We start from the raw sequence: 25,427 nt of genomic DNA on the forward strand, positions 1-25,427 counted from the left end.
GGTGACGGTACGACGCGTGGGGCTCGCCGCTCTCGGACTCGCGATCGCTCTCCCGGTCAGCCTGGTCGGGCCGACCCCGTCGGCCACCGCCGACGACGACCGCCCACCGGGGAAGCCGGGCTGGACGGGCTGGGCAGCCTGGACGGGCGGTACCGGTCCGACGGCCGGTGCGCCGCAGACCTCCGACGGCATCGCCGGTCGGCGGGCGCTGCCGTTGCCGCTGGCCAAGGTCGGCGACTGGGTGCGCACCGACCTGGCCGCCTACCCCGTGGTGCCGGGGCTCGGCTTCGAGCGCTTCGAGCTCGCCGACAGCCGGGGCCGGGTTCGGGTGCAGCTGCTGCGGGCCGACCTGTCCGCGCCCGGGCTCTCGCTCGACTACCTCTCCCCCCGCCACGTCACCACCACCGCCGGTGTGCTCGGCCAGGTCAAGGCCGACCGCGGCATCGCCGGCGTCAACGGCGACTTCTTCGACATCGGCGACACCGGCGCGCCGTTGGGGGTCGGCAAGGACCGGCAGCGCGGCCCGGTGCACGGTCCGGTCGACGGCTGGAACCAGGCCTTCTACCTCGACCACGCCGGCACGCCGCGGATCGGCACCCTGGCGGTGCGGAGCAGGATCCGCCAGCACCCGCGGATCGCCATCGAGCACCGCAACTCGCCGTCGGTGCGGATGGGCGGCATCGGCGTCTACACCCAGGCCTGGGGCACGCTGCGCGACTACCGGGTCACCGACGGCCAGCGCAAGCGGGTCCGGATGGTCGCGGTGCGCAACGGCCGGGTGCTCTGGAACAAGGTGAGGTTCCCGCGCCGGCTGCCGGTCACCGGCAAGGTCCTCGTCGGCCGGGGCAAGGGTGCCGACGCGCTGCGCCGGCTGACCCGCGGCAAGAAGGTCACGATCCTCAGCCGCACCGACGGGTCGCCCCAGGTCGCGATCACCGGCAACCAGGTGCTGCTCCGCGCCGGCAAGCGCACCACGGGCGACGACGTCGACATGCACCCGCGCACCGCGGTCGGGATCGACCGCGACACCGGCCAAGTGCTGCTCATGGTCGTCGACGGGCGGCAGTCGTTCAGCCGCGGACTCACCATGGTCGAGATGTCGGTGCTGATGCGTCAGCTCGGCGCCGAGGACGCGCTCAACCTCGACGGCGGCGGGTCCTCGACGATGGTGACCAAGCGCCCCAGCGGCACGGTGGGCATCGTGAACTCGCCCTCCGACGGCCGGCAGCGCCAGGTGCCCAACGGCCTGGTGCTCCACCACCGCTGAGCCCGCCCGCACGGACCGGTCAGGCCGGGGCGTCCACCAGCGCCACCGTCGTGACCGCGACCAGGCACTCGCTGGTGGGCTTCGGCACGCCGTCGGCCACGACCCGCAGCCCGTCGCCCTCCTCGGTCACCGTCACCCCGGTCGGCACCTCGCAGCCCAGGTGGACCACGGCCCCGTGGAGGAGCCGCCCGGGAGCCAGGTCGGCCCGCGCCCGCCGGGCTGCCTCGGCGAGCTCGGTGGCGAATCCGTCGTCGAGCCCGGAGGCCCACTGCTGCACCGCCTGCTCGTCGGGCAGCGCGACCGCCACCGGGTCGGTGCGCCCGCCCACCCCGGAGCCGTGCAGCAGCCGCACCAGCCGCGGCTCCGCCGCAGCGGATGCGGACGGCGCCGGTGACTCCTCGGTCGTCGGCTCGTCACCGCAGCCACCGAGCAGCACGAGCGGGCCGACCAGCAGGAGGGTCGCGGTCGGTCCGAGCAGGCGTCGCATGGTGCTCCGACGCCCCTGCCCCGTGCCGGGTTCCGAGCCCCGCCGTGACAGGCTGCGCCCGTGCCCCGCTTCACCCGCGACGAGCTGCTGGCGTTCCGCGACGCCGAGGTGCCCGACCTGGTCGGCTCGGACCTGCGGCTGCTCTTCGTGGGCATCAACCCCGGCCTGTGGACCGCGGCCGTGCAGACCCACTTCGCGCACCCGGTCAACCGGTTCTACCCCGCGCTGCTCCGCGCCGGCATCCTCGACCGCCCGGTCGACCCCGCCGCCGGCATGACCGACGACGACCGCGCGGCGCTCACCGGCCGCGGCATCGGCATCACCAACGTCGTCCGCCGAGCCACCGCGCGGGCCGACGAGCTGACCGACGAGGAGCTGCGCGAGGGCGGCCGCCAGCTGGTCGCGACCGTCGAGCGCACCCGCCCCCGGGTCGTGGCCATCCTCGGCATCACGGCCTACCGCACGGCGTTCGGCCGCCGGAAGGCCGCCGCCGGTCGGCAACCGGAGACCCTGGGCGGCGCCGAGCTGTGGGTCGCACCCAACCCGAGCGGCCTCAACGCCCACGAGACCGTCGAGTCGCTAGCGGTCGCGTACGCCGAGGTGGCGCGCGCGGCCGGCATCCTCCCGCCCGTCGAGCCGGGGCCCGACCAGGGTTGATCGTCACGACTCCTCCCTCCCCCGCCTCCCCAGCGGCACCACCTCCCCCGGCCCTCGTCGTGGTCGGCGCAGCGGGAACAGGTCGTCGTCGAGCGGCACCTCACGCACCCGGTTGTGGGTGACCACCACCAGCACCGGCCCCGACCCGCCGTGCTCCACGAGCGCCCGGCCGTCGAGCCGGTGCCCGCCCGGCAACCCCATCCGTCGCGAGCGGCGCAGGGGCCCCGCCGCCCGCGGCGCCACCAGCTCGCGCACCAGGAACCGCAGCCAGCGCGCCGCCCCGGGGTCGTCGTCGCACAGCACCAGGCAGCACCCGTCGGGACACGGCGCCCACGGCGACCGCGGTCCGGGCTGCCCCGGCCAGACCACCCGGGTCGCCCCCGGCACCGCCGCCAGCCCGGCCACCAGGGCGCGGGTGCGCGGCTCGAGCGGCGGGTCGACCACCACCAGCTGGGTCAGGTCTCGCGGTCGCAGCACGGCACACCTCCAGGAGCTAGTCCGCTGCTGATCCCGACGCTTCCCGTCCGCACCGACGGACCCACCCGTGCGCGCCGGACCCTGTGGACGAGGCCTTCGCGGGGCCCGGATGTGGGCGCGACGTGGTCCGCGACGAGCGCTGAGCCACTACCGTGACCGCGTGTCCAAGCTGATGTTCGCCCTGTGGGGCGGCGACCTCGCGTCTACGCTGCACGACCCGGCGCTCCACGCCCGGCTCGCGGAGGCGGGGGTCGAGCGGGTGCAGGTGAACGTCGACGACGCCGCGGTGGCGGGGGCGATGCGGATCCCGTCGGCCGAGCCGGCGATCGGGGCGGTCGTCAGCACCTGGGGCGGGGAGGCGCCCGCCGTCGTCGACGTGCTGGGAGGCGCCGCCGACCGGGTGGCCGGCTGGGCGGTGGAGGAGCGGCTGCCGATCCCGCCGCCGTCGTCCGCGAGCGGGGAGCGCCTGGACGCCCTCGCCAACATCGCGCTGCTGCGCCGCCCCGAGGAGCTGTCGCACGAGGAGTGGCTGCACCGGTGGCTGGTCGACCACACACCGGTCGCGATCGCGACGCAGGCGACGTTCGGCTACGTGCAGAACGTCGTCTCGGCCCCGGTCACCCCGGACGCGCCGGCGGTGGCCGCGCTCGTGGAGGAGCTGTTCCCGAGCGCGGCCATCGACGACGTGCACGCGTTCTACGGCAGCGCGGGCGACGACGCCGAGCTGCACGACCGGCTCGGGCGGATGATGGCCAGCGTGGCGCGGTTCGGCGCCGACCGCGACCTCGACCTGGTACCGAGCAGCCGCTACGTCTACGACGTCGGCCCCTGAGCCACCGCGCCGGGCGCCCCGCTAGTCCGAGGCCGTGGAGTCGTAGGTGACCTTGCCGCCGAGCGTGGCGTTGAGGTGCACGGACTCGCCGTACTCGTTCGACGCGCTGGCGGTGATCCTGCTGTCGTTGAGCGCCAGCCCGCCGACGGTGACGTACCACGTGGTCGGGTCCTCGACCTTCGACCGGGCCAGCTCGACGAGCTTGAGGATCACCCCCGGCCGCACCTTCGCGAGGTCGGTGCGGGCGTACTCGATCGTGCCCTTCGAGCCCGACTCCTCGAGCTGGCCGTCGTAGTAGAAGGAGCGGTAGCGCTTGCCCGAGGGCCCCTCGGGGATCTGCACCACGGCGTAGCGGGGGTAGATCACCGCCATGAAGACCGAGGTGCTGCCGCGCTCGGCGACCGCGTCGACGAGGTCCTGGTAACCCTGCCGGGTGAACAGGTTGATGCCGTTCTCTCCCGGCTCCTCGCCCGGCGCGTACGTCGTGTCGTCGGTGGGGGTGATGCCACCGAGGTCGGTGTCGTCGAACGCCGAGACGACCGCTCCGATCACGGTGCCGAACACCGCGATGGCGACGATCGCCACCACGGCGAAGATCAGCGGCCGGGTGCGCCTGGCGACCTGCTGGGCCGCGTCGCCGACCACGACGGTGATGTCGGTGACGCCCCCGCCGCCCGAGGTCGGCCCGTACTGCGGGCCGGTCGGGAAGCCGGTGCGCTGGCCGGTGGCGCTGGCGACCGCAGCGGGGTCGGGAGCGGCCGGCTCGTCCTCGACCGCCTCCGAGGCCGGCGTGGGCGGCGTCGCGTCGTCCGGGTAGGTCTCGTAGGTCGGCAGCACCGGAGGCGGACGCAGGTCGCGCACGTGGGTCTCGATGTCGCCGAGGGTCTGGGCGTGCTGGAGGTCGGCGAGGCGCTTGTCGCGGTCGGCCTCGATGATCCGGCCGTCGGCGAAGGCCTCGCGCACGAGGTCCATGGCGGTGGCCCGGTCGGCGTCGCGGGCCCGCTTGTCGGGAGAGGTCACGTCGGCACGGTAGCGATCGGGCGCCACTCCCGACCATGGCCCGGTCGAGTGGTTGCGCCCGCCTAGGATCTGGCGCGTGACCGTCTCGGAGGCGTCGACCGACCAGCCGCCCCCGCCCCGCCGGCGCCGGGTGCGCGAGCTCGTCGCCAACCGCCCGCTGCCGCAGCGGGTCGGGGCGGTCGTCGGCGTGCTGATCCTCCTCACCGCGCCGTTCGGCGGGCTCAGGGAGGCCACGGGCAGCGACACGGAGCCGATCGCCCTCGACCAGCGCATCGACATCGGCCCGTTCCACCTCACCGTCACCAAGGTCGTCTCGCTCCCCGACCTCGCGCCGGTGGCCGAGCCCGAGCCCGGCAACCGGGTGCTGGCGATCAGGTTCGACCTCGAGAACCACACCGACGAGCCCGTCTACGCCGAGCGGCTGATCCGCGACGCGTTCGGCTCGCCCACCAAGGGGTTCCGCCCCTGGCCGGGCGAGGAGTCGCCCGAGATCGAGTTCTTCTTCGTCGACGACACCGCCCCGCTCGGCACCGAGTACGTCAACCCCGGCACCACCGCCGACCTGGTCGGCGTGCTGCACACCGGGCCGACGTTCGAGCCCGAGGACTTCGAGCTCGAGGTCTACGGGTTCACCTACCAGGTTGACGAGATCGCCGCGTTCCGCGCCGACGAGTGGGGCCCGGCCGGTGGCGACCCGCTGGCCGCCGGCCCCCTCGAGGTCGCGGTGGAGGACTGATGGCGCTCCCGCTCCAGCGCGGCCTCCAGGCCGCGGCCGTGATCGCCGCGATGGCCCTGGCGCACGTCGTCGACGGCGCCCTCTCCGCCGAGGACGACATCTCGGCGCCCTTCCTGCGCGAGGGAGTGCGCGGCGAGCCGGTCGTGCTGGAGTACGGCGAGCTCGAGGTGCTCGACGTCGACGCGGCGCAGTACCTCTCCCACCTCCGCGAGAGCGTGCAGGCCTCCGGTCGCTTCCTGATGGTCGAGGTCGCCGGCTCGGGCGCCGACGACCAGCTCGTCACCGGCACCGTGCGGCTCCAGGACGAGGACGGCCGCACCTACGCGACGTCGGCCAAGGCGGGCTGCCCGCGCACCCTCACCTTCGACGCCGGACTGACCGGCTACGGCTGGCTGTGCTTCGACGTCCCGCCCTCGCGGATCGACGAGCTCGACCTCGTGGTGGGGCGCGGCAGCGACATCACCGACGGCACCCGCCGCGACGAGGTCGCCGTCGTCGACCTCGACCTCGACGGGGCACGGGCGGCCGAGCTGGCCCGCACGACCGCGGCCTACGTCGCGCCCCAACCCGGCCTGGTGCGCCAGGAGCTCGACCCGGTCGAGCTGGAGGTGGCGCAGCCGTGACCTGGTGGCGACGCAACCGCGTCTGGCTGGCGCTCCTCCCGGTCGTGCTGCTGGCGCTCGGCGCCGCGGCGTCGTACCGGGTCGCCGACTACTGGTGGAACGTCGAGCCCCACGAGGTCATCGCGCGCGGCGAGCCCGGTCGGGCGCTGACCTTCACCGACGACTACGAGGACGCGCTGGGCGAGACCTCGCGCACGCTCACCGTCGAGGTGGTCGACGTCGCCGAGCTCGACGCGGTGCCGGTGCGGCGGCTCGACGACCCGGTGCCGCTCTCGGACGACGCCCGCGTCGTCCGCGTGACCATGGACTGGGAGGCCGACCCCGACCAGGGGCTGCGCGGCTGCACGGTGGCGCTGCGCGACTCGCGCGGCCGCACGCACCGGCTGTCGTCGGCGGGGCTGCGGTTCGCGAGCTGCCTGCCGTCGGAGGGCGGCGGTCCGCTGGTGCCGAGCGCGGTCGACGACGCCGCGGGGCGCAGCGTCCCCGACGGCGAGGAGCGCCTGCCGGCGTGGCGGACCCGCCCGGTCTTCGTGGTGCCGCAGGACGCCGAGATCACCGAGGTGCTGCTGTGGTGGCAGCTTCCGGAGCACGTCGTGCTGCCGGTCCCCCCGCGCGCCGGGAGCTGACCAGCCAGTCGACGGCGGCCGCGAGCAGCGGGGCCACCACGACCATCGACGCGACCAGGCCGAGCGCCTGCTCGTAGGGTTGGAACGCCAGGTAGGTGCCGTGCTCGGTGGGGCCGACCACGACGCGGCTCAGCCGCACCAGCAGGCCGGGCAGCCGGAGCGCCACCACGAAGACGAGCGAGAAGACCAGCATGGGGTAGAGGCCGGCCGCCGAGAGCAGCCGCAGGCCGTCGAAGAACGCCCCGAAGCGGCCGCGCAGGTCGGCACCGAACGACCGGAGCAGCCCGCCCCTGCGACCCCCTTCGGCGTCGTCGGCGTCGTCGGCGTCGTCGCCAGCTCGGGTGGCGCCGTCGCCGTGGCCCTCGGCCAGCTGGTGCCCGAGGACGACCGCGCCGACCGTGAGCCACGCGATCGGCACGACGACGACGCTGTCGAACGAGCCCAGCACCGCCTGGCCCGCGTCGACCGTCGCCGCGACCGGGTCGGCGAGGAAGCCGAGCCGGCCGAGCAGGGCGTCGTACCCGTCCTGGAACCACTGGTAGGCGCGGCGCCGGGCGAGCCACTCCATGCCGTCGGTCTTGATGAGGAAGCCCTGCCCGGCGAGCTGGGAGGTGTAGTAGAGCTCGACCACGGCGCCGACGACCGCGAGCGCCAGGAACTTGGTGCGGTGCTCGAAGCGGCCCAGCGCCCACCGCAGCACCCAGGCGACGACGACGATCATCGCCGCGACCTGGACGGGGTAGAGCCCGAGCCGGTCGCGGAAGTCGACCTCCTCGACGAACGTGTTGCCGAGCTCCTCGCTGGCGGCCTCGTTGCGGAACTGGAGGATGTCCTGCTCCAGGAAGCCGTAGCTGACGTAGACGGCCAGGAACGGCACCAGCACGCTGACCGCGATGTCGACCAGGCGCCGCTGCCGGCCCTCGGTGGGGCTGACCCGGTCGTCCTCGCCCTGGAGGTTGGGCAGGCTGCCGCGGCACAGGTGGAGCATCCAGATCACTGGCAGCAGGTAGCCGAGCGGCGCCAGGATCAGCAGCAGCTGGGCGAGCTCGCTCTGCCGGTTGCTGAGCGCCACCGCCGCCCACAGGGTCGCCGCGCGCACGGCCGCGCCCGCGACGGCCAGCACCAGGAACGCCGGCCAGTGCCGGGCGAGCAGCCGCCCCGCCGTGACGAGGACGCCGGGGACGTCACGCATCCGCGTCGTCCCCGGTGGCCTCCCGGAGCCGCCGGTGCAGTCGCTCGCGGACCTGGTCGGGGGTGAGGTCGGCTCGCTTGCGCTGGTTGCGGGCGACCACGATGCCGGTGGCCGCCACGCCGGCCAGCCCGGCCAGTCCGAGCACCTTCCAGAGCCTCACGGGATGATCCTTCCATGACCCCTTCGCGGCTGTCCCTCGACGAGGCCGTCGACCTGACCCGCACCGGTGACCTGTGGCTGTTCCGCGGCCACACCGCCGCCGACCACGCCATCCGGGCACTGACCAACGCGCCCGTCAACCACGTCGGCATGGCGGTGGTCGTCGACGACCTGCCACCCCTGATGTGGCACGCGGAGCTGTCGAAGGGCCTGCTCGACGTGTGGACCGGGAGCCACCACCGCGGCGTCCAGCTGCACGACCTGCGCGAGGCGGTCGTGCAGTGGCACGACCGCTACGAGCAGCGCGCCTGGCTGCGCCAGCTCCACCACCCGGTCTCGCGGTCGATGGAGGACGCCGTGCTGCGCACCATCGCGCGGCTCGACGGCACGCCGTTCCCGTCGACGGCGCGGCTGGCGGCCCGGTGGGCGAGGGGCCGGTTCCGGCGCCCGGACTCGATCGAGGCCACCTACTGCGCCGAGGTGGTCGCGGCGACGTACACGGCGATGGGGCTGCTCGACGGCACCAGGCCCACCAACTACTACGACCCCGGCTCGTTCTGGTCCGGCGACGAGCGCGAGCTCGACCTCCAGCACGGCGCCCGGCTGGGCGAGGAGATCGCTGTCGAGGTCCCGTGAGCCGGAGCCAGTCGTGCGTCTACCGGGCGCCCTGCGACCGCCAGTAGCTGTTGAGCGCGCCGTTGGTCTTGACGAACCAGACGATCGGTCCGACGAGGATGAGGAAGCCGGGGATGTACCAGAGACCGGTCGCGCCGCTGACCGGCGCCTGCTGGCCGGACCGGGTGTAGAGCCTGCCCACCTCGGAGGCCACGAGGAACGGGCTCACGACCCCCACGAACAGCGCGAGGACCAGGCCGACCACCCCGCCGACTCCCTGGCCGGTGTGGCGCTTCATCTCCTCGTGGACGCTGTAGTACCAGACCAGGCTGTAGATCCCGAGCGTGATGATCGTGAGCCCGATGCACGCGCCGGTGCCGCGCACCTTGCCGATCGGGCCGTGCTGCGCCGGGGCCGGCGGCGCGCCGTACCCAGCGGGAGCGGGCGGCGGGGACTGGGGCGGCACACCAGGCGGAGCTGCTGGGTCGGGCGACGGAGCGGCCGACGACGGAGCGGCCGACTGCGGCGCGGTGGGGTCGACGGTCGGGTCGGGGGTGTGGGACACGGCTACCTCGATCTCTCGCACGGCCGGGCTGGCCGGACGGCCTCAAGATAGGCGCTGGGGCTGCGCGTGACACTCCTGGTCTGGTCTGGTCTGGTCTGGTCTGGCCGGACTGGCGGCCCAGGTCAGAGGGAGCGGAGACCCTTCTCGGTGAGCTCCCACACGCCGGGGGTCGCCGGCCGCATCAGGCCCTCGTCGATCATCGCCTTGCGCTCCTTGCGGGCCGCGATCTGCCAGCGCACCTCGCCGGTTGGCGCGGTGGTGCGGTCGCGGTCGCGCAGCACGTCGTCCATCCGCTGCCCCAGCGCCTCGAGCACGTCGGCCTGGTCGAGCCGGCCGCCGTGCTCGGAGAGCACCTGCAGGATGTGCGGGCGGAACGCCGCCTGGTCGGTCAGCAGGCTCGGCTTCCGCACCGGCGCGGCCGGGGTCGAGGTGGTGCGGCTGGTGGTCGCGCGCGAGGCCCGCGGCCTGGGCGTACGCACGGCGGGGGCCGGCGGGGGCGGTGGCGGCTGGCCGTGGATGCAGGTGCTCTTCGGGAGGTCGCACAGCTCGCAGTAGTCCTCAGCCACGTCTCCGAGGTTACGAGGGCGGCGCGACCGGCGGCTCGTCAGGGTCGGCGGGACGGGCGCGGGCCGTGAGGTACGCCTCGACCAGGTCCTTCCTCACCCGGCCCCGGTCGCTCACGACGTGGCCGTTGGCCAGTGCCCAGGCTCGCACCTCGGCCGGCGACGGCGGCCCGGGCGGCACCACGGGCCCGGTAGCCAGCGTGCGGATGGCCACGTCGCCGACGCGTTCCTCGGCGGTCGCGCGGTAGACCGCCGCGAGGAACCGGTAGGTCCACTCCTGCGCCAGCTTGCGGCTGTCGCAGAAGACGATCGGCACCGTCGGGAACCGCACCTGGCACTCCGCCAGCCCGTCGGCGACCACCGCCGGGCGCACCCGGTCGAGCTTGAACACCTGGCTGTAGCGCTCCTCGACCACCACCGCGGCTCGCGGCACCGAGGCCAGCTCGGTCAGCTGGTAGGTGAGCTTGCCGGTGGTCAGGCTCGAGACCAGGTCGGGCAGGCTCTTGCGCTCCACCACCGCCGCCAGCCGGTCGTCGACCACCACGCCGTAGTCACCCGCCTCGAGCCGCCGTCGTACGACGTGCGCGGGGCGGTCGGAGAAGGTGAACGCGTAGCGCTCGTTGCTGTCGACCGCGATCTCGAGGTCGGCGACACCCGAGGCGCGGGCGGTGGGCACCGACGCCGCCGGCCGGGCCTTCTTGTTCGTGCGAGCGGTCTGCCAGAAGATCATCTGCCGGCCGCGGGCGTTCGCGACGACGAACTGCGACCGGTTCTCGCGCCCGCGGTCGAGCACCAGGTCGATCGCCGCGCCGCGCTTGACGCAGCTGCGCACCCCGATCCGCTGCACGATCTCGGCGTCCGCCGGCCACTCCTCCGCGCGATGGCAGTAGACCTTCGCGGTGCGTGGCCAGGTCTCCCGCGCCTTCAGCAGCACACCCTCGGGCCCGAGCGGGATGCGCAGCACGTAGGGCAGCGTGGAGTCGCCGTCGGGGTTGCGGGCGATGAGGAAGTCGTCCGTCACCCGGCCAGTGTGTCAGCGGGTGGCGTCGAGCCGGCGCAGCTCGGCCTCGATCTCCTGCTGCTGCCGGCGGCGGAGCGCGGCGAGCCGGCGCTGCTTCTCCTCGCGGGAGAGCAGCCGCCAGTCGCGGGCGGGGAGCCTGCTGTCGAGCTGCATGACTGCGACATTACGGCCGCCCACGGCCGTCGTACATCCGACTTTGGGCTGGTCCGGGGTCAGACCGGGGTCGGAGGCGGGTGGGTCGGGGTCGGGGTCGGGGGTTTCCCCGGTGCACCGGGGAAACCGTGACTTCTCGGCCGGAACTCTGGCCGAGAAGTCACGGTTCTGGCCGAGAAGTACGCCGCTCCTGGCCGGCCGCCACCAGGTTCAGGCCGTCGCCAGTCCGGCCCACCACCCGGCGAACCAGTCGACGCCGGCCGTCAGCAGCTCCGGCTGCGACCGCAGCACGACGACCATCGCGGCTCCGGCGAGCACCGTCATCGCCGTGCGCCCCAGACCGGGGCCTCGCTTCCGGCGTCGGGCTGGCGCGCTCGCCGCGGGTCGCGCCGCGGCCGCGCGCCGCTGGGGGTACGGCGTGCCCACCCGGGCCGCCGGGACCCGTGCGGGCGCCAGGTGGGACAGGGTGGCCGCGACCTCGCGCACCTGCTCGGGCCCCAGCACGGTGGGCCGCGACCGCAGCAGCTGGGCGACGCTCCACGTCGTGCACACCAGCACGTCGTCGACCCGGGCGTCGAGCCCCTCGGCAGTCGTGAAGCAGAGCACGGGCTGCACGCGCAGCCCGGGCAGCACCTCGGCGACCGCCCGCCCGGCGGCTGCGCACGACGCGACGGTCGACGCCCGGGAGCGGCCGTTCTGGCGCAGCACGCCGCCGCGGGTCGACAGCGTGCCCGACCAGTACTTGCTGTCGATCACGTAGACCCCGCCCGGCCCGACGGCCACGTGGTCGAGATTGGCCCGGGCACGCCCCGGCCACCGCAGGTCGTGCAGCACCACCCACTCCGGCGGCAGCACCGACAGCGCGGTGGCCGTCCACTCCTCGCCCTCCGCGCCGCGCTCGTACGCCGCGGCGCTCCGCTGGAGCGCCTCGGCGCGCTCCCTCTTCCGGCGCGCGACGTCGCGCGCTGACTCTCCGGCCATGCTCGCCCTCCCCAGGGTCCGTTGCGGAGGACCGTAGGTCGCCGGCGCCGGTCGCGCCGCCGATCCGGCCAGCCGTGACCGGCCGGCGTCGTCCCCACCCGCTGTCCGGGCCATCGGGGACGACCGGTCGGGGGAGGCGTCGACCGGGGTGTCCCTTGCCAAGCAGGCGGGCACGCGCTTCGGTGTCGAGCACACCGAAGAGAGGAATGTCCGTGGAGACCGCTGCCATCACTGCCTGGACTTTTCAAGCCGAGTGCCCCATCCCGAACGACCTCGGACCCATCCTGGTCGAAGGCGAACAGCCATGGGCTGCGTACAAGACCTTCCGCGACACGTCCGTGTTCACCAACAAACGGCTCATCGTGAGGGACGCTCAGGGTCTGACGGGCAAGAAGGTCGAGATCTACTCCTTGCCCTACTCCGCCATCAACATGTGGTCGTCCGAGAACGCCGGCAAGATCGACTTCAACGCCGAGATGGAGCTGTGGACACGCGCCGGGCACATCAAGGTCAAGCTGGGCAAGGGCATCGACGTCCGCAAGCTCGACCACCTGATTTCGCACGCGGTCCTTAACGGCCGCTGACCCGATTCATCCAGGGTCGCTTCCGCCCACGACGAGGGGATCCGCGGACGACGGACGCCCGGGTCAGTCCTCGTCGTCCCAGGAGGCGCGCCCGTCGCCGGTGATCGGGATCGTGGGGCCGCCCGTGACGTCGGGACGCAGGATCGCCTCGCCGAGACCGCGCACCCGGGCCAGCACCTCGCGGACGCCCCGGCCGGCGTCGCCCGCGACGTAGCCTTGGACGTCGAGGCCGGCGGCACGGCCGAGGTCGACGGACCGCGCGACGTGGAAGTCCTGGGTCACCACCACCGCTGATTCGACCTCGAACACGTCGCGGGCCCGGCGCATGGTGTGCCAGGTGTTGAACCCGGCGTAGTCGGTGAACACGTCCTCGGCGGCAACCCCCGCCGAGATCGCCGCGTCGCGCATCGCGTCGGGCTCGTCGTACGCCGCCGTCCCGTTGTCGCCCGACATCAGCAGCTTGTCGACGACCCCGGCGCGGTAGAGCTCCACGGCCGCGTCGACCCGCTCCTGCACGACGGCACCGAGGCTCCCGTCGGGGCGCACCAGCGAGCCCGGCACGATCGCCACCTGGGCCTGCTCGAGCTGCTCGACGTCGGTGTGGATGTCGTCCTCGGTGCGCACCAGGACGACCGCGTTGGCGGTGGCGACGAGCAGGACGCCGGTCGCCGCAGCGACGCACCCGGCCACCACGACCCGGCGGACCCACCTCCTGCGCAGCACCCCACGAGTGTAGGCGGGGGGTCGCGCCTGATCAGCGGGCGGCGATCCCGTCGAGGCGCAGCACCGCCGACTCGTCGCGGTGGGTGCCGGTGCTGCCGACGTGCGCGTCGCTGATCCCAGGCCCGTTCTTGATCACGTGGACCAGGGCCATGCCGTGCCCGCGGCCGAGGTCGAACTCGTCCTTGAGCCAGGCCAGGATCTCGTTCGCCTTGGTGTCGGGCCCGTAGCCGCGGGCGTGGGCGAGGTCGACCAGCTCCTGGGGCGTGCGCCCGGTCTTCTTCTCGGCGTTGTCCAGGTAGGCCTGGAAGGACATCGGGTCTCCTTCGCGTTCGGGGTTGCCGATCATCTCGCAGTCCAGTGGCTGCGTCAGGCCCTTGCCGGCCCTCCACGAGACCCCCGGTGGCAGTGACGCGTGGCGTACGGACCGGGGCCGAGGCGGGGCTGACGGGCCGACTTCTCGGCCGGAACCGCGACTTCTCGGCCAGAGTTTCGGCCGAGAAGTGGGGGTTTCCCCGGTGCACCGGGGAAACCCACCGAGCCGCTACTCGCAGACGACCCCGTCGCCGTCGCGGTCGTCGTAGTGCGTGTACTCGGGGTCGACGCCCGAGACGTAGTGCCCGAAGCCGGCCGCGTTGGCCTCACCGCAGGTGTCGAAGAGCGGGTCGCTACCGCCTCCGGCGAAGGGCGTCACGCCGCCGGACGCCGCCTCGTCCCGCGCCTCCTGCACGGCCTGCTCCAGCTTGCGCCGTTCCTCGTCGCGCACCCGGGCCACGGCCTGTCGGACGGCGCGCCGCTGCGCCTTGAGGGCCCGCTCCTCCGCCGTTGCGACGGCGGCGGCCAGGTCGGCGGCCGCCTCCTCGCCAGCTTCGGTGAGCCGCTCCTCGGCTGCCGCCAGCTGGTCGTGCAGGGTCGCGGTCTCCTCGGCGACTGCCTGGGCCACCTCGGCGTCGCTGGCACCCGGCGTCTCGGCGGGAGACTCGTCCGCGGACGAGGTCCCGGAGCCACCCCCGGCCAGGGCGAACCCCAGCACGAGTCCGGCCAGGCCCGTGGCCGAGGCGGTCTTGCCACGGCCCCAGAGCCGGGTCTTGGTCGGGCGGTGGCCGGTGCGGGACGTCGATGTCGATCGAGCCATGAGGGGTTCCAGACGGGCGTGGGACGGGACGCCCCCTTCCTACGTCCCCCCGCGCCGGCCGGTCGAGACAGTCAGGACGAAGTGACTACCGAATGACCCCTCCGGCACCCGGTCGCTAGTCACCGTGGGTCAGGGTGACCATCTCCCAGGGTCAGCGTCACCAACGACATCGCCGGCATCGGCAGGTGGGTGTCGAGGACGGCCCGGCCGTCGGCGTCCGCGACGACGACCCGGCCGGGGTCGACCTCCTCGAGCCGGTCGGCAGCGCGGAGGGCGGCCCACTGGTCGTCGTCGGGCCAGTCCTGGCCCTCGCGGCGGATCGAGCCCCACGCGGCGGCGACGTTGGAGTGGTCGGCATCGACCCGCTCCTCCACGACGGCGTACGACGCGCCCGGCTCCAGGCCGGCGACCTCGACCACGACGTCGCGAGCCAGCTCGGGCGCTCCGGCCGACTTGGTCTGGTCGAGGGTGAGGTTCCAGGCGAGCACGGTGACGGTGCCGTCGTCGGCGGCGGTGGCGAGGGCCTCGACGAGCGAGCCGCCGCCGTCGCCGGTGACCGAGCAGCCGAGCCGGTGCGGGCCGAGGCGTTCGAGCATGGCCAGCGCCCACCAGCGCGGCTTGCGCAGCTCGCCGACGGTGCGCAGGCCGAAACCGCCGTGGAGCAGGGACGGCGGGCGGCCGAGTTCCTCGAAGTGGTCGGAGACGACCCAGTAGGAGAGCGCCTCGATCCGGCCCATCGCCGAGGCCATCCCGCGGAGCAGGAAGGTGCCGGAGAAGACGGCGTCGCTGACCTCGTTGAAGTGGGTCGGGGTGACGCCCCACTCGGTCCACCAGATCGGCGTGTCGGCGCGGCCGTAGCGCTCCAGCATCGGGCGGAAGTCCAGCGGCGGCGAGCCGTAGGTGTGGGTCGAGACGAAGTCGACCGGCGTGCCGGTGCGCTCGGCGTGGGCGAGCAGCTCCTCCACCCAGCCGGCGGCCGCCGACGACGGCCCGCCCACCACCAGGCGGTCGTCGACCGAGCGGATCGCGTCGACGGTGACGTCGTAGAGCCGGAGGTACTCCTCGGGAGTGCCGCTCCAGAACACCTCGAGGTTGGCCTCGTTCCACACCTCGAACGACCAGTGCTCCACGACCTCGTCGCCGTAGCGCTCCAGCAGGTGGGCGGTGAGGTCGCGCACCAGCGCGTGCCAGCGCTCCCAGTCCTTGGGCGGGGAGATGATCGCGCCGTAGCCGAAGACGGTCTTGGTGGGGTCGGCGGCGAGGTCGTGGGGCATGAACGACACCTCCACCACGGGGTAGAGCCCCAGCGACCGCACGTGGTCGTAGACCCGGTCCACGCCCGAGAAGTCGTGGACCGGGTCTCCGTCCTCGTCCTCGCGGTAGACGCCGACGTCGTCGCAGAGGATCGCGTGGGCCCGCACGTGGGTGACGCCGAGCTCGTCGTGGGCCGCGCGCAGCGCGGCGGTGAGCTCCTCGCCCACCGGCCGGCCGCCCGTGGTGTCGGTCGACAGCGCGTGCGAGAGGTGCTCGCTGCCGATCATCGGGCGCCACGGGCGGGGCAGCGCGCCGCGCCGCTCGCCCGCGTCCACCGCCACCGTCACCGGCCCGGTCGGCTGCGACAGTGGCGCGATCGCGACCGAGCGCGACAGCGGCCCCTCGACGTGCACGTCGGACAGCGACGACACGGCGTACCAGCGCTGCTCGTCGGGGGTGCCGGTCGTGTCGACGTACGGCGGGTGCGGCACCGCCAGCACGTCGCGACCGGCGTGGTCGAGCGGTCGCCACGGGCCGTAGGGGCCGTCGGCGACGTGCACCTGGTAGCCGATCGCGCCGGCCACCGGCTCCCAGGTGAGCGTGACCTGGTGGCCGCCGGCCACGACCCGCACCTGGCTCGGCGGGTCGAGCTCGGGGGCGTTGCCGCCGAAGGCGGTGCCGGACCGGACGCCGATCCGGGCCTCCCAGTCGGTGCGTGCGGTGCTCATCGGGCCTCCACCACCTGGGTGCGCGCGGAGACCGAGAAGACCTCCTGGCGCATCAGTGGCCGCACCCGCTTCGCGAGCCCGCCGCGGGCGGCGTAGCGGCGCAGGTCGTCGCCGGTCAGCGCGTTGCCGAGCGCGGCCATGATCATGCCCTGGTCGAGGGAGAGGTAGCGCTTGGAGACCTGCCCGCTCCGCACCGCGATCGCGTCGTGGAAGCCACCCTTGCCGTAGGCGTCGAAGTTCCGGCGCAGCTTGGCCAGGTTCCTCAGCGCGCGGCCCGGGGCGTAGCGCAGCGCCAGGAACGACGCGTGCGGGGTGACCACGCCGTCGCCGTACTCGGTCGGCGCCGGCTCCGACTCGCGGCAGTCGCCGTAGGGCTGCTCGTGGGTGGTGCGCTCCTGGTCGGAGGTGTAGCCGGGTCCGTCGAGGCCGAGGGCGTCGACGCCGTACTCGCGGTAGCCGCCGGCGGGGTCGTTGGACGGCGAGAAGCCCCAGTAGCCGTACCTCGCCTCGTCGAGCCCGTGCTCGATCTGACCGCGCACGTAGAGCGGGTGGTTGCGGCCCCACGAGCGCTTGCCCCAGCGCTCCTCGGGCACGAACAGCGGCACCATCAGCGCCTCGAACATGCTGCCGCCCCAGGTCGGCACGATCTTCATGTCCCGGTAGGGCAGCGCCCCCTCGAAGACGTCGACACCCTCGTAGGTGCGCCAGGTGCCGGTGGGCATCGTCTCGGTCCACGACCAGTCACAGCTGGGCGGGAAGGTGCGGAACGTGCCGAAGTAGTGCTTCCTCGGGATCTGGCCGGCGGCGATGCCGAGGTACGACGCCATCCGGGGCTCGGTGTTGAACGCGCCGTAGTGGTGTCCGGTGTACCAGACGTCGCCCCCCATGCCGCAGTAGTCACCCGTGACCGCAGCGCCGTCGTGCGGGTCCTCGTCCCAGAAGCCGCCGCGGATCTGGCCGCCCTGGCCTTCCGCCCCGTTGTAGTAGCAGCCGAAGTCCATCCGGGCGCGGATCGCGTTGGCCTGCTTGCGAATCCGGGGCTCGGCGCGCGCCGCGACCAGTAGCCCGGTGGCGAGCCAGCCGTTGTCGACGCTCGAGAGGAACGGCTTCACCGGGTCGCCGTTCTCGGGCCAGGTGGTGAGCTTGGCAAGCGTGCGCGGGTCGTACCAGTTGTAGAACATCCCGGACGGCTCGTGGTGCACCAGGCGACCCACGGAGCGGATGGTCCGCGACATCCGCAGCTTCGCCTCCCGCTTGCCGATCAGCCCGGCGTCGCGGGCGGCGACCGTGCTCCACAGGTAGGCGCCGATGTTGGTGGGCGAGGTGTACGTCGCCCGGCTGGCCGGCCGCAGCGCGCCGCCGATGTTGTCGGTGGGCAGCCCGGTGCGCGGCACCACCATCGCCTCGAACGAGCGCCAGGTGTCGCGCGCGTACCTGCGCAGCAACGGTCGCTTCTTGGCCAGCATCCGCGCAGTGTCGGGTTCGGCGGCGGCGCTCGAGGCGGGCGGGGCGCCGCCGGTCCCCCGGGCTGGGCCGGCCGACGCCGGCACGGTCGTGACGACGAGCCCCGCGGCGACCAGGCCGGCGAGGAGGGTGGTGCGCACCGAGTTGCGCATCGTGGATCTCCTTGGGTGAGGGGGTGTGGTGGGGAGCTACTTGATGCCGGTCATGGCGATGCCCTGCATGATGTGGCGCTGCAGGACGAGGAACACGGCGATGACCGGGATGACGACGACGACCGCACCGGCGAGCAGCAGGCCGTACTGGGTGGCGTTCTGGCCGACGGAGTAGAGCGCCAGCGCCACGGGCAGCGTGTACTTGTCCTCGCTGGTCGCGACCACGAGCGGCCACAGGAAGTTGTTCCACGACGTGAGGAACGTGAGCACGCCGAGGGTGGCCAGCGCCGGGCCGCACAGCGGCAGGATCACCGAGACGAAGATCCTCAGCTCCCCCGCCCCGTCGACCCGCGCGGCCTGGATCAGCTCGTCGGGCAGGCTCAGGATGAACTGCCGCATCAGGAACACCCCGAACGGTCCCGCCAGGAACGGGAGGATCATCCCGGGCAGGGTGTTGGTGAGCCCGATGTTGGTGGTGAGCACGAACAGCGGCACGAACGTCACCACGCCCGGCACCATCAGCGTGCCGAGCACCAGCCCGAAGACCACGCGCTTGCCGGGGAAGTCGAGCTTGGCCAGCGCGTAGCCGAGCATCGAGCAGAACACCAGGTTGCCCACGGTCACCGCGATCGCGACCAGCGCGGAGTTGAGGAAGTACGTCGGGAAGTCCAGGCGGGTGAACAGGCTCTCGTAGTTGGCGAGCGTCACGTCCTCGGGCCAGAACGTCGGCGGCACGGCGCGCAGCTCGCGCTCGGGCTTGAACGAGCTGACCAGCATCCACGCGAACGGGACCGCGGTCACCAGCAGACCCACCGACAGCACGGCGTAGAGCCAGCGCGGCGTCGTGCGGGTGTCGTCGTCGCGGCGCGGCCGCGGCGGCCCGGGCGGGTCGGGCTGGGTGGGGGTGGGGGGCGCCTCGGTGGTGGTGGCCATGTCAGTCCTTCTCCCTCAGCACGCGGAACTGCACGAAGGTCAGGAGCACGATCGCGAGGAACAGCAGGTAGCTGGCCGCGGCGGCGTAGCCGTAGTTGCCGAACCCGAACTGGTCGTAGGTGAAGAAGGTGACCGAGCGGGTGGAGTCGAGCGGGCCGCCCTTGGTCATCACGAAGGCCTCCTCGAAGAACTGGAGGTAGCCGATGCCGGTGATCACCGCGCCGAAGAGCAGCGTGGGTCGCAGCGTGGGCAGGGTGATGTGGCGGAAGCGCGACCACGCCGACGCGCCGTCGACCTCGGCGGCCTCGAGCTGCTCGCGCGGCACGGTCTGGAGGCCGGCCAGGAAGACCACCATGAGCGTGCCGAAGTTGCGCCACACCGCCATCACGACCAGCGTCGGCAGCGCCCAGGTCGTCGAGTCGAGCAGCCCGGGCACGTCGAGCCCGACCCAGCCGGCCGCGGTGGTGAGCAGCCCGCCCCGCTCGCGGAGCAGGAACTTCCAGACCACCGACACGGCCACGATGCTGGTGACGACGGGGAGGTAGAAGCCGACCCGGAAGAAGCCGCGCAGCCGGGTCACCCGGTTGAGCCCCACGGCCGCGGCGAGCGCCACTGCCATGGTGAGCGGGACGCCGAGCAGCAGGTAGAGCAGGGTGTTGCGGGTGACCTTGAGGAACAGCGGGTCCTGCACCAGGTCGGCGTAGTTGCCCAGCCCCACCACCTCGACCGCGAACGGGTCGCGCACGTCGGTGCTGCGCAGGTCGGTGAAGCTCATCCCGAGGCTGGCGAGCACCGGCCCGGCGGTGAACACCAGGAACAGCACCACGAACGGCAGCGCCAGCACCCACGCGGCGATCGCCTGCGAGCGCCGCGTGGGGTCGACGTGCCGCGACCGCCGGGGGCGGACGGGCCGGCCGGTGCCGGTCGGGGTGGTGGAGACGGCGGCCACGTCAGAGCCCGGTGCCGATCGACGCCGCCTCCGACTGCATCTGCTTCACGGCGTCCTCGGGGTCGGTCGTGCCCTTGGCGGCCTGCTCGACCAGGGCGTCGATCGCGGCCGCGACCTGCTCCCAGGTCGGCACGGCCGGGGGCGACTGCGCCTCCTCCAGCTGGGCGCCGAAGACCTGCAGCTGCGGGTCCTCGGCGAGCTCGCCGGTCTCCCACGCGGCCTGGACGGCCGGCAGGTCGCCGACCTCGTCGTAGAACGCCTGCTGGGTCTCGGGCTCGCTGAGCCACTGCACGAGCTTCCACGCCGAGTCGGCGTTGTCGGAGTCCTCGAAGACCGCCAGGTCGCCGCCGCCGACGAAGCTGGTGCCGGGGGCGCCATCGGGGCCGGGGAGCGGCGCGACGGCGTACTGGTCCGCACCGACGCCGGCGTCCTCGACCAGGCCGGTGTGCCAGGGCCCGGAGATGAACGAGCCGAACACCCCGTCGGCGAAGCCGCTCTCGAGCTCGCCGGGGTCGAGCACCCGGGTCTGGGAGACCTCGTCGGCGAAGTAGGAGGTGTAGTGGTCGAGCGCCTCGGTCATCTCCGGGGAGTCGATCGTGTACTCGGTGCCCTCGTCGTTGGTGAGGCTGGCACCGTTGCTCCACGCGAACGGCAGCATGGTCTGCCACGAGCCGGTCTGGCCGGGCTGGAGGCTGAGGCCGTGCTCGGCGCCGCCCTTGGTCTGCAGGTCCTCGGCGAACTGGCGCAGCTCGTCCCAGGTCTGCGGTGCCTCGTCCCAGCCGGCCTTCGCCGCGAGGTCGGTGCGGTAGTAGAGGACGCGGGTCTCGACGTACCAGGGCACGCCGTACGACGTGCCGCCGACCTCGGTCGACTCCCAGGCGCCGGGGAAGAAGTCGGCCTCGTCGACCAGCCCCTCCGGGGTCGGCATCAGCCCGCCGGCCTCGGCGAACTCGCCCATCCACGTGGTGCCGATCAGGCTGACGTCGGGGGTCTCGCCGGCGGTGATCGCGTTGGCGATCTTGTCGTGGGCCGCCTCCCACGGGATGGCGGTGACCTCCACGTCGGCGTCGGGGTTCTCCTCCTCGAAGCCGGCCACGAAGTCGCCGAGGACCTCGCCCTCGGTGCCCATCGCCCAGACCTCGATGGTCCCGGACGCCTTGCCGGCGCCGATCTCCTCGCTCTGCTCCTCGCCGCCCGCGCCGTCGTCGCTGCGTCCGCAGCCGGTGAGGACGACCACGGTGATCGTCGCGAGCGAAAGTGCTGTCCTGCTCCTCATGCGTGTTCCTTCCCGAGAGTGCTGCCCCGCACCACCAGCTCGGTGCCGAGCACCTCGTGGCGTGGTTCGCTGCGGCTGCCGTTGATCAGCTCGTCGAGCAGGCGGGCAGCCGTTCCGCCCAGCTCGCGCATCGGTTGCCGGACGGTCGTGAGGCCGGCGTAGCGCGCCGCCATCACGTCGTCCCACCCGGTGACCAGCACGTCACCGGGTACGTCGATCCCCCGCTCCCCCAGCCGGGCCATCAGGCCCAGCGCCAGCTCGTCGTTCGCGCACACGAAGGCGTCGGGCAGGTCGTCGACCCCGCCGACCGAGTCGGCGACCGCCGCCCCCGCCTCCTCCGTTGGTCGAGCAGCGAGCGCCAGCGAGCGTCGTCGAGACCCCGCGCGCCGGAAGCCCTCCTCGACCCCCTCCAGGCGCTCCGCGAACTCGCTCGAGCCGTCGGGGTCGCCGACGAAGACGAAGTCTCTCGCCCCCCGCGCCACCAGGTGCTCGGCGAGCGCCACCGCGCTGTCGCGGTTCTCGACGTTCACGCTGTCGGCGGTCGCGATCGCCGGCCGCGCGACCAGCACCAGGCCCACGCCGCGCTTGGCCAGCCGCTCCACCGTCGTGTCGCCCACCGTGCGGCCGAGGATCACCAGGCCGTCGCACCGCTCGGCCATCTCCAGGACCTTCGCGTCGGCGTCCTGCCGGCCGTGGGTCGACAGGATCAGCACGCTGCGCCCCAGCTCGGCCGCCACCGCCTCGTAGCCCAGCACGACCTCGGCGTAGTAGGGACCGCTCAGGTCGGGGAACACGATCCCGTTGGCGGCGTGCCGCCGCTCCGCAAGCTGTCGCCCCAGCTGGCTCGGCACGAACTCCAGCTCCTGGGCCACCGCCAGCACCCGCTCGCGAGTCGGCTCGGTGACCGACGCCGACCCGCGCATCACCCGCGACACGGTCGCGATGGACACCCCCGCCTCGCGGGCGACGTCCCTGATCGTCGTACGCATCCGGTCACCTCCCGAGCGGCGGTGCGTGTGTAAGCGGTTTCAGAAACCGGTTACAGCGACCGTAACGCGGGTCACACCGCGGCTGTCAACCGTTCGCCGGGCAAAGACTCCGACTGGCTTGGGGTACTTGTCCACGTCGAGTCGGGGGGGGGGGGGGGGGGGGGGGGGCGGCCCCGCCCCCCCCCCCCGCGGGGCGCCCCGGCGCCCCGGCTCGCCTCCCCCCCCCCCCCCCCCCCCCACCCCCCCCCCCCCCCCCCCCCCCCCCGCCCCGGGCGGGCGCTCCGAAATGCCGCGAGCGGGACGGCCCCGAAGGGCCGCCCCGCTCGATGCGCGCTGGGTCAGCTGCAGCCGCTGGTGGAGCCGCAGCCCTCGCAGACGTAGCAGGAGCCGGCGGGACGCATCTTGGTGCCGCAGGTCATGCAGAGCGGGGAGTCGACCGCGGTGCCGGTGATCTTCTCCAGGAGCTCGGCGGAGGTGTGGGCCTCCTGGGCGGGGGCCGCGGGGACCTCGCGCTGCTCGGAGCCGTGGGTGTCCTTGGTCTCGACGACCTCGGCCTCGGCGGTGGCCTTGGGCAGGGCCGGAACGTCCTCGAGGAGCTCGGAGGCGTTGCCGGTCTCCTCGGTGACGGGCTCGTAGGAGCCGGTCTCGAGGTGGCGCTGCCGCTCCTCGGCCGAGTAGATGCCGAGCGAGGAGCGGGTCTCGAAGTCCATGTAGTCGAGGGCCAGCCGGCGGAAGACGTAGTCCATCAGCGACTGCGCCATCCGGATGTCCGGGTCGTCGGTGAGGCCGGCGGGCTCGAAGCGCAGGTTGGTGAACTTCGAGACGTAGGTCTCCAGCGGGACGCCGTACTGCATGCCGATCGACACGGCGATCGAGAACGCGTCCATCACCCCGGCCAGGGTCGAGCCCTGCTTGCCGAGCTTGAGGAAGATCTCGCCCAGGGTGCCGTCGTCGTGGGCGCCGGAGGTCATGTAGCCCTCGGCACCGCCGACCGTGAACGACGTGGTGCGCGAGACCCGCGACTTCGGGAGCCGCTTGCGGGTGGGGGCGTAGACGACCTTCTCGACGACCTTGGTCTCGGCGTCGGTCGAGGCGGTGGCCCGGCCCTGGTCCTTCTTGGACGACTCCGACTTGCCGTCGGAGAGCGGCTGGCCGACCTTGCAGTTGTCACGGTAGATCGCGGTGGCCTTGAGGCCGAGCTTCCACGACTGGAGGTAGACCTCCTCGATCTCCTCGACGGTGGCCGACTCCGGCAGGTTGACGGTCTTGGAGATCGCACCGGAGAGGAACGGCTGGCAGGCCGCCATCATCCGCACGTGGCCCATCGGCTTGAGCGCGCGGGCGCCCATCGCGGTGTCGAAGACCTCGTAGTGCTCCTGGCGCAGGCCGGGGGCGTCGATCACGTGGCCGTTCTCGGCGATGTAGTCGACGATCGCCTCGATCTGCTCCCCGACGTAGCCCATCTTCTTGAGCGCGCGGGGGATGGTCTGGTTGACGATCTGCATCGAGCCGCCGCCGACGAGCTTCTTGAACTTCACCAGCGAGAAGTCGGGCTCGATGCCGGTGGTGTCGCAGTCCATCATGAAGCCGATGGTGCCGGTGGGCGCCAGCACCGAGGCCTGGGCGTTGCGGAAGCCGTTGTCGGCGCCGAGCCTGACGACGTCGGCCCACGCCTGGGTGGCGAGCTTGTGCACCTGGGCGTCGGCGATCGAGAGGGTGCGGACGGTGTCGTTGGCCGCCTGGTGCTTGCGCATCACCCGCTGGTGGGCCTCGGCGTTGCGGGCGTAGCCGTTGTAGGGGCCGACCACCGAGGCGAGCTCGGCGGACCGCTTGTAGGACTGGCCGGTCATCAGCGAGGTGATCGCCGCGGCCATCGCCCGGCCGCCGTCGGAGTCGTAGCCCAGGCCCATCGCCATCAGCAGCGCGCCGAGGTTGGCGTAGCCGATGCCGAGCTGGCGGTAGTCGCGGGTGGTCTCGCCGATCGCCTCGGTCGGGAAGTCGGCGAAGCAGATCGAGATGTCCATCGCGGTGATGATCAGCTCGACGGCCTGGGCGAACAGCTCGGCGTCGAAGGTGTCGTCGTCCTTGAGGAACTTGAGCAGGTTCAGCGACGCGAGGTTGCACGAGGAGTTGTCGAGCGACATGTACTCCGAGCACGGGTTGGACGCGGTGATCCGGCCGGTCTCGGGGTTGGTGTGCCAGTCGTTGATCGTGTCGTCGTACTGCAGGCCCGGGTCGGCGCACTCCCAGGCGGCCTGGGCGATCTTGCGGAACAGGTCGCGGGCGTCGACCCGCTCGATGACCTCGCCGGTCTTGCGGGCACGCAGGCCGAAGTCGGTGCCGTCCTCGACGGCGCGCATGAACTCGTCGCTGACGCGCACGGAGTTGTTGGCGTTCTGGTACTGCACCGAGGTGATGTCGTCGCCGCCGAGGTCCATGTCGAAGCCGGCGTCGCGCAGGGCGCGGATCTTGTCCTCCTCCCGCGCCTTGGTCATCACGAACTCCTCGATGTCGGGGTGGTCGACGTCGAGCACGACCATCTTGGCGGCCCGACGGGTGGCGCCGCCGGACTTGATGGTGCCGGCGGACGCGTCGGCGCCGCGCATGAACGAGACGGGACCGGACGCCGTGCCGCCCGAGGAGAGCAGCTCCTTGGACGAGCGGATCCGGGAGAGGTTGAGCCCGGCACCGGAGCCGCCCTTGAAGATGAAGCCCTCCTCCTTGTACCAGTTGAGGATCGAGTCCATCGAGTCGTCGACCGAGAGGATGAAGCACGCCGAGACCTGCTGGGGGCTCTGGGTGCCGACGTTGAACCAGACCGGGGAGTTGAAGGAGAAGTACTGGTTGACCAGCAGCCAGGTCAGCTCGTGCTCGAACAGCTCGGCGTCGGCCGGGGTCGCGAAGTAGCCGTGGTCGAGGCCGGCCTTGCTGTAGGTCTTCACCACCCGGTCGATGAGCTGGCGCAGGCTCCACTCGCGGGCGTCGGTGCCGACGGCGCCGCGGAAGTACTTGGTCGTGACGATGGTGGAGGCGTTGACCGACCAGGTGTCGGGGAACTCCACGCCGCGCTGCTCGAAGACGGTGTCGCCGGTCTTCCAGTTGGTCTGGACGACGTCGCGGCGCTCCCAGGTCAGCTCGTCGTAGGGGTGGACGCCCTCCGTGCTGAACACACGGTTGATCGTCAGTCCCTTGCTCGCCGTGCCCTTGCGGGCCCGGCCGCTCACCGTCTCGGTCATGGTTCTCCTCGGTCCTGGGGGGTGGGTGTCGCT

28 protein-coding genes are annotated in these 25,427 nt (G+C 72.9%); 8 read left to right on the top strand and 20 right to left on the bottom strand.

Translation table 11 applies throughout. The annotated features are described in order from the left end of the window. Nucleotide 1 precedes the first annotated feature (1 nt). Nucleotides 2-1,267, top strand: a complete 1,266-nt coding sequence (locus tag JT721_RS21610; protein ID WP_205471571.1) for a phosphodiester glycosidase family protein — start codon at nucleotides 2-4, stop codon at nucleotides 1,265-1,267. A 19-nt stretch (nucleotides 1,268-1,286) separates the two neighbouring features. On the opposite strand, the gene JT721_RS03850 is transcribed toward JT721_RS21610, so the two are convergent. Next, nucleotides 1,287-1,754, bottom strand: a complete 468-nt coding sequence (locus JT721_RS03850; protein ID WP_205471572.1) for a hypothetical protein — start codon at nucleotides 1,752-1,754, stop codon at nucleotides 1,287-1,289. 60 nt (nucleotides 1,755-1,814) lie between these two features. Between JT721_RS03850 and JT721_RS03855 the strand changes: the two genes are divergently transcribed. Then, nucleotides 1,815-2,411 (top strand): mismatch-specific DNA-glycosylase, encoded by a 597-nt coding sequence (locus JT721_RS03855; RefSeq protein ID WP_205471573.1) that lies wholly within the window; start codon nucleotides 1,815-1,817, stop codon nucleotides 2,409-2,411. A gap of 3 nt (nucleotides 2,412-2,414) precedes the next feature. Here JT721_RS03855 and JT721_RS03860 read toward each other — a convergent pair whose 3' ends face one another. Continuing rightward, the gene (locus JT721_RS03860; protein ID WP_205471574.1) at nucleotides 2,415-2,888 is read right to left on the bottom strand and encodes a hypothetical protein; all 474 of its coding nucleotides are present in this window, start codon (nucleotides 2,886-2,888) and stop codon (nucleotides 2,415-2,417) included. A 160-nt stretch (nucleotides 2,889-3,048) separates the two neighbouring features. Between JT721_RS03860 and JT721_RS03865 the strand changes: the two genes are divergently transcribed. After that, complete coding sequence (locus JT721_RS03865) at nucleotides 3,049-3,720, top strand: EthD domain-containing protein (RefSeq protein ID WP_205471575.1); 672 nt, start codon at nucleotides 3,049-3,051, stop codon at nucleotides 3,718-3,720. Nucleotides 3,721-3,741: 21 nt separating this feature from the next. Here the strand turns inward: JT721_RS03865 and JT721_RS03870 are convergent, their stop codons facing one another. After that, nucleotides 3,742-4,740, bottom strand: coding sequence for a DUF1707 domain-containing protein (locus tag JT721_RS03870; RefSeq protein WP_205471576.1), 999 nt, complete (start codon nucleotides 4,738-4,740; stop codon nucleotides 3,742-3,744). 76 nt (nucleotides 4,741-4,816) lie between these two features. Here JT721_RS03870 and JT721_RS03875 point away from each other — a divergent pair, with 76 nt between their 5' ends. From JT721_RS03875 to JT721_RS03885, 3 genes are read left to right on the top strand one after another with little or no spacing between them, the layout of a single operon-like run. Next, a complete protein-coding gene (locus tag JT721_RS03875; protein ID WP_205471577.1) occupies nucleotides 4,817-5,476 on the top strand; it encodes a hypothetical protein in 660 nt (219 codons plus the stop codon). Further along, entirely contained in the window at nucleotides 5,476-6,099 is a 624-nt protein-coding gene (locus JT721_RS03880) for a hypothetical protein (RefSeq protein ID WP_205471578.1), read from the top strand. The genes JT721_RS03875 and JT721_RS03880 overlap by 1 nt, the downstream gene beginning before the upstream one ends. Continuing rightward, entirely contained in the window at nucleotides 6,096-6,725 is a 630-nt protein-coding gene (locus JT721_RS03885; RefSeq protein WP_205471579.1) for a hypothetical protein, read from the top strand. Before JT721_RS03880 ends, JT721_RS03885 begins: the two co-directional genes overlap by 4 nt. Here the strand turns inward: JT721_RS03885 and JT721_RS03890 are convergent. Then, the gene (locus JT721_RS03890; protein ID WP_205471580.1) at nucleotides 6,652-7,917 is read right to left on the bottom strand and encodes a hypothetical protein; all 1,266 of its coding nucleotides are present in this window, start codon (nucleotides 7,915-7,917) and stop codon (nucleotides 6,652-6,654) included. The two genes, JT721_RS03885 and JT721_RS03890, sit on opposite strands and share 74 nt — an antisense overlap. Further along, nucleotides 7,910-8,077: a hypothetical protein gene (locus JT721_RS03895; RefSeq protein WP_205471581.1), complete on the bottom strand. Its 168-nt coding sequence runs from the start codon at nucleotides 8,075-8,077 to the stop codon at nucleotides 7,910-7,912. The genes JT721_RS03890 and JT721_RS03895 overlap by 8 nt, the downstream gene beginning before the upstream one ends. A 14-nt stretch (nucleotides 8,078-8,091) precedes the next feature. Here JT721_RS03895 and JT721_RS03900 point away from each other — a divergent pair, with 14 nt between their 5' ends. Further along, nucleotides 8,092-8,712: a hypothetical protein gene (locus JT721_RS03900; RefSeq protein WP_205471582.1), complete on the top strand. Its 621-nt coding sequence runs from the start codon at nucleotides 8,092-8,094 to the stop codon at nucleotides 8,710-8,712. Between the two features lie 19 nt (nucleotides 8,713-8,731). Here the strand turns inward: JT721_RS03900 and JT721_RS03905 are convergent, their stop codons facing one another. The 5 genes from JT721_RS03905 to JT721_RS03925 form a co-directional block, all read right to left on the bottom strand. Further along, entirely contained in the window at nucleotides 8,732-9,157 is a 426-nt protein-coding gene (locus tag JT721_RS03905) for a DUF4234 domain-containing protein (protein ID WP_205471583.1), read from the bottom strand. Nucleotides 9,158-9,378: 221 nt separating this feature from the next. Beyond that, entirely contained in the window at nucleotides 9,379-9,822 is a 444-nt protein-coding gene (locus tag JT721_RS03910) for a hypothetical protein (protein ID WP_205471584.1), read from the bottom strand. Between the two features lie 10 nt (nucleotides 9,823-9,832). Next, entirely contained in the window at nucleotides 9,833-10,840 is a 1,008-nt protein-coding gene (locus JT721_RS03915; RefSeq protein WP_205471585.1) for an ERCC4 domain-containing protein, read from the bottom strand. A gap of 12 nt (nucleotides 10,841-10,852) precedes the next feature. After that, nucleotides 10,853-10,993, bottom strand: a complete 141-nt coding sequence (locus JT721_RS03920) for a hypothetical protein (protein WP_205471586.1) — start codon at nucleotides 10,991-10,993, stop codon at nucleotides 10,853-10,855. A gap of 210 nt (nucleotides 10,994-11,203) precedes the next feature. Then, nucleotides 11,204-11,974 (bottom strand): nuclease-related domain-containing protein, encoded by a 771-nt coding sequence (locus JT721_RS03925; RefSeq protein WP_205471587.1) that lies wholly within the window; start codon nucleotides 11,972-11,974, stop codon nucleotides 11,204-11,206. Nucleotides 11,975-12,186: 212 nt separating this feature from the next. Between JT721_RS03925 and JT721_RS03930 the strand changes: the two genes are divergently transcribed. Next, nucleotides 12,187-12,558, top strand: a complete 372-nt coding sequence (locus JT721_RS03930) for a PH domain-containing protein (protein WP_374220860.1) — start codon at nucleotides 12,187-12,189, stop codon at nucleotides 12,556-12,558. A gap of 63 nt (nucleotides 12,559-12,621) precedes the next feature. Here JT721_RS03930 and JT721_RS03935 read toward each other — a convergent pair whose 3' ends face one another. The 10 genes from JT721_RS03935 to JT721_RS03980 all read right to left on the bottom strand — a co-directional run bounded on the left by JT721_RS03935 (nucleotide 12,622) and on the right by JT721_RS03980 (nucleotide 25,394). Further along, entirely contained in the window at nucleotides 12,622-13,281 is a 660-nt protein-coding gene (locus JT721_RS03935) for a vancomycin high temperature exclusion protein (protein ID WP_205471589.1), read from the bottom strand. A gap of 31 nt (nucleotides 13,282-13,312) precedes the next feature. Continuing rightward, on the bottom strand, nucleotides 13,313-13,594 hold the full coding sequence (locus JT721_RS03940) for a DUF4287 domain-containing protein (RefSeq protein WP_205471590.1): 282 nt from the start codon (nucleotides 13,592-13,594) through the stop codon (nucleotides 13,313-13,315). A gap of 228 nt (nucleotides 13,595-13,822) precedes the next feature. Continuing rightward, entirely contained in the window at nucleotides 13,823-14,413 is a 591-nt protein-coding gene (locus JT721_RS03945) for an excalibur calcium-binding domain-containing protein (RefSeq protein ID WP_205471591.1), read from the bottom strand. A gap of 119 nt (nucleotides 14,414-14,532) precedes the next feature. Continuing rightward, entirely contained in the window at nucleotides 14,533-16,395 is a 1,863-nt protein-coding gene (locus tag JT721_RS03950) for a glycosyl hydrolase (RefSeq protein WP_205471592.1), read from the bottom strand. Beyond that, nucleotides 16,392-18,011, bottom strand: a complete 1,620-nt coding sequence (locus JT721_RS03955) for a glucoamylase family protein (RefSeq protein ID WP_205471593.1) — start codon at nucleotides 18,009-18,011, stop codon at nucleotides 16,392-16,394. Before JT721_RS03955 ends, JT721_RS03950 begins: the two co-directional genes overlap by 4 nt. Before the next feature lie 36 nt (nucleotides 18,012-18,047). Beyond that, nucleotides 18,048-18,944 carry a carbohydrate ABC transporter permease gene (locus tag JT721_RS03960; protein WP_205471594.1) on the bottom strand — a complete coding sequence of 299 codons (897 nt, stop codon included), beginning with the start codon at nucleotides 18,942-18,944 and terminating at the stop codon, nucleotides 18,048-18,050. A gap of 1 nt (nucleotide 18,945) precedes the next feature. Then, nucleotides 18,946-19,893, bottom strand: coding sequence for a sugar ABC transporter permease (locus JT721_RS03965; protein WP_307827870.1), 948 nt, complete (start codon nucleotides 19,891-19,893; stop codon nucleotides 18,946-18,948). Between the two features lies 1 nt (nucleotide 19,894). Beyond that, the gene (locus JT721_RS03970; protein ID WP_205471595.1) at nucleotides 19,895-21,169 is read right to left on the bottom strand and encodes a sugar ABC transporter substrate-binding protein; all 1,275 of its coding nucleotides are present in this window, start codon (nucleotides 21,167-21,169) and stop codon (nucleotides 19,895-19,897) included. Continuing rightward, nucleotides 21,166-22,158, bottom strand: a complete 993-nt coding sequence (locus tag JT721_RS03975) for a LacI family DNA-binding transcriptional regulator (protein WP_205471596.1) — start codon at nucleotides 22,156-22,158, stop codon at nucleotides 21,166-21,168. Before JT721_RS03975 ends, JT721_RS03970 begins: the two co-directional genes overlap by 4 nt. A gap of 338 nt (nucleotides 22,159-22,496) precedes the next feature. Beyond that, entirely contained in the window at nucleotides 22,497-25,394 is a 2,898-nt protein-coding gene (locus JT721_RS03980) for a vitamin B12-dependent ribonucleotide reductase (RefSeq protein WP_205471597.1), read from the bottom strand. Nucleotides 25,395-25,427: the final 33 nt, after the last annotated feature.

Origin of the sequence: Nocardioides sp. SYSU D00038 (assembly GCF_016924665.1) — a bacterium.
Taxonomy (GTDB): Bacteria; Actinomycetota; Actinomycetes; order Propionibacteriales; family Nocardioidaceae; genus Nocardioides.

Excerpts from the sequence above, each read along its gene's own strand:
- JT721_RS03980 (WP_205471597.1), bottom strand. The coding sequence starts at position 25,394 with ATGACCGAGACGGTGAGCGGCCGGGCCCGCAAGGGCACGGCGAGCAAG.
- JT721_RS03960 (WP_205471594.1), bottom strand. The coding sequence starts at position 18,944 with ATGGCCACCACCACCGAGGCGCCCCCCACCCCCACCCAGCCCGACCCG.
- JT721_RS03975 (WP_205471596.1), bottom strand. The coding sequence starts at position 22,158 with ATGCGTACGACGATCAGGGACGTCGCCCGCGAGGCGGGGGTGTCCATC.
- JT721_RS03950 (WP_205471592.1), bottom strand. The coding sequence starts at position 16,395 with ATGAGCACCGCACGCACCGACTGGGAGGCCCGGATCGGCGTCCGGTCC.
- JT721_RS03920 (WP_205471586.1), bottom strand. The coding sequence starts at position 10,993 with ATGCAGCTCGACAGCAGGCTCCCCGCCCGCGACTGGCGGCTGCTCTCC.
- JT721_RS03970 (WP_205471595.1), bottom strand. The coding sequence starts at position 21,169 with ATGAGGAGCAGGACAGCACTTTCGCTCGCGACGATCACCGTGGTCGTC.
- JT721_RS03925 (WP_205471587.1), bottom strand. The coding sequence starts at position 11,974 with ATGGCCGGAGAGTCAGCGCGCGACGTCGCGCGCCGGAAGAGGGAGCGC.
- JT721_RS03880 (WP_205471578.1), top strand. The coding sequence starts at position 5,476 with ATGGCGCTCCCGCTCCAGCGCGGCCTCCAGGCCGCGGCCGTGATCGCC.
- JT721_RS03945 (WP_205471591.1), bottom strand. The coding sequence starts at position 14,413 with ATGGCTCGATCGACATCGACGTCCCGCACCGGCCACCGCCCGACCAAG.
- JT721_RS03900 (WP_205471582.1), top strand. The coding sequence starts at position 8,092 with ATGACCCCTTCGCGGCTGTCCCTCGACGAGGCCGTCGACCTGACCCGC.
- JT721_RS03890 (WP_205471580.1), bottom strand. The coding sequence starts at position 7,917 with ATGCGTGACGTCCCCGGCGTCCTCGTCACGGCGGGGCGGCTGCTCGCC.
- JT721_RS03850 (WP_205471572.1), bottom strand. The coding sequence starts at position 1,754 with ATGCGACGCCTGCTCGGACCGACCGCGACCCTCCTGCTGGTCGGCCCG.
- JT721_RS03940 (WP_205471590.1), bottom strand. The coding sequence starts at position 13,594 with ATGTCCTTCCAGGCCTACCTGGACAACGCCGAGAAGAAGACCGGGCGC.
- JT721_RS03955 (WP_205471593.1), bottom strand. The coding sequence starts at position 18,011 with ATGCGCAACTCGGTGCGCACCACCCTCCTCGCCGGCCTGGTCGCCGCG.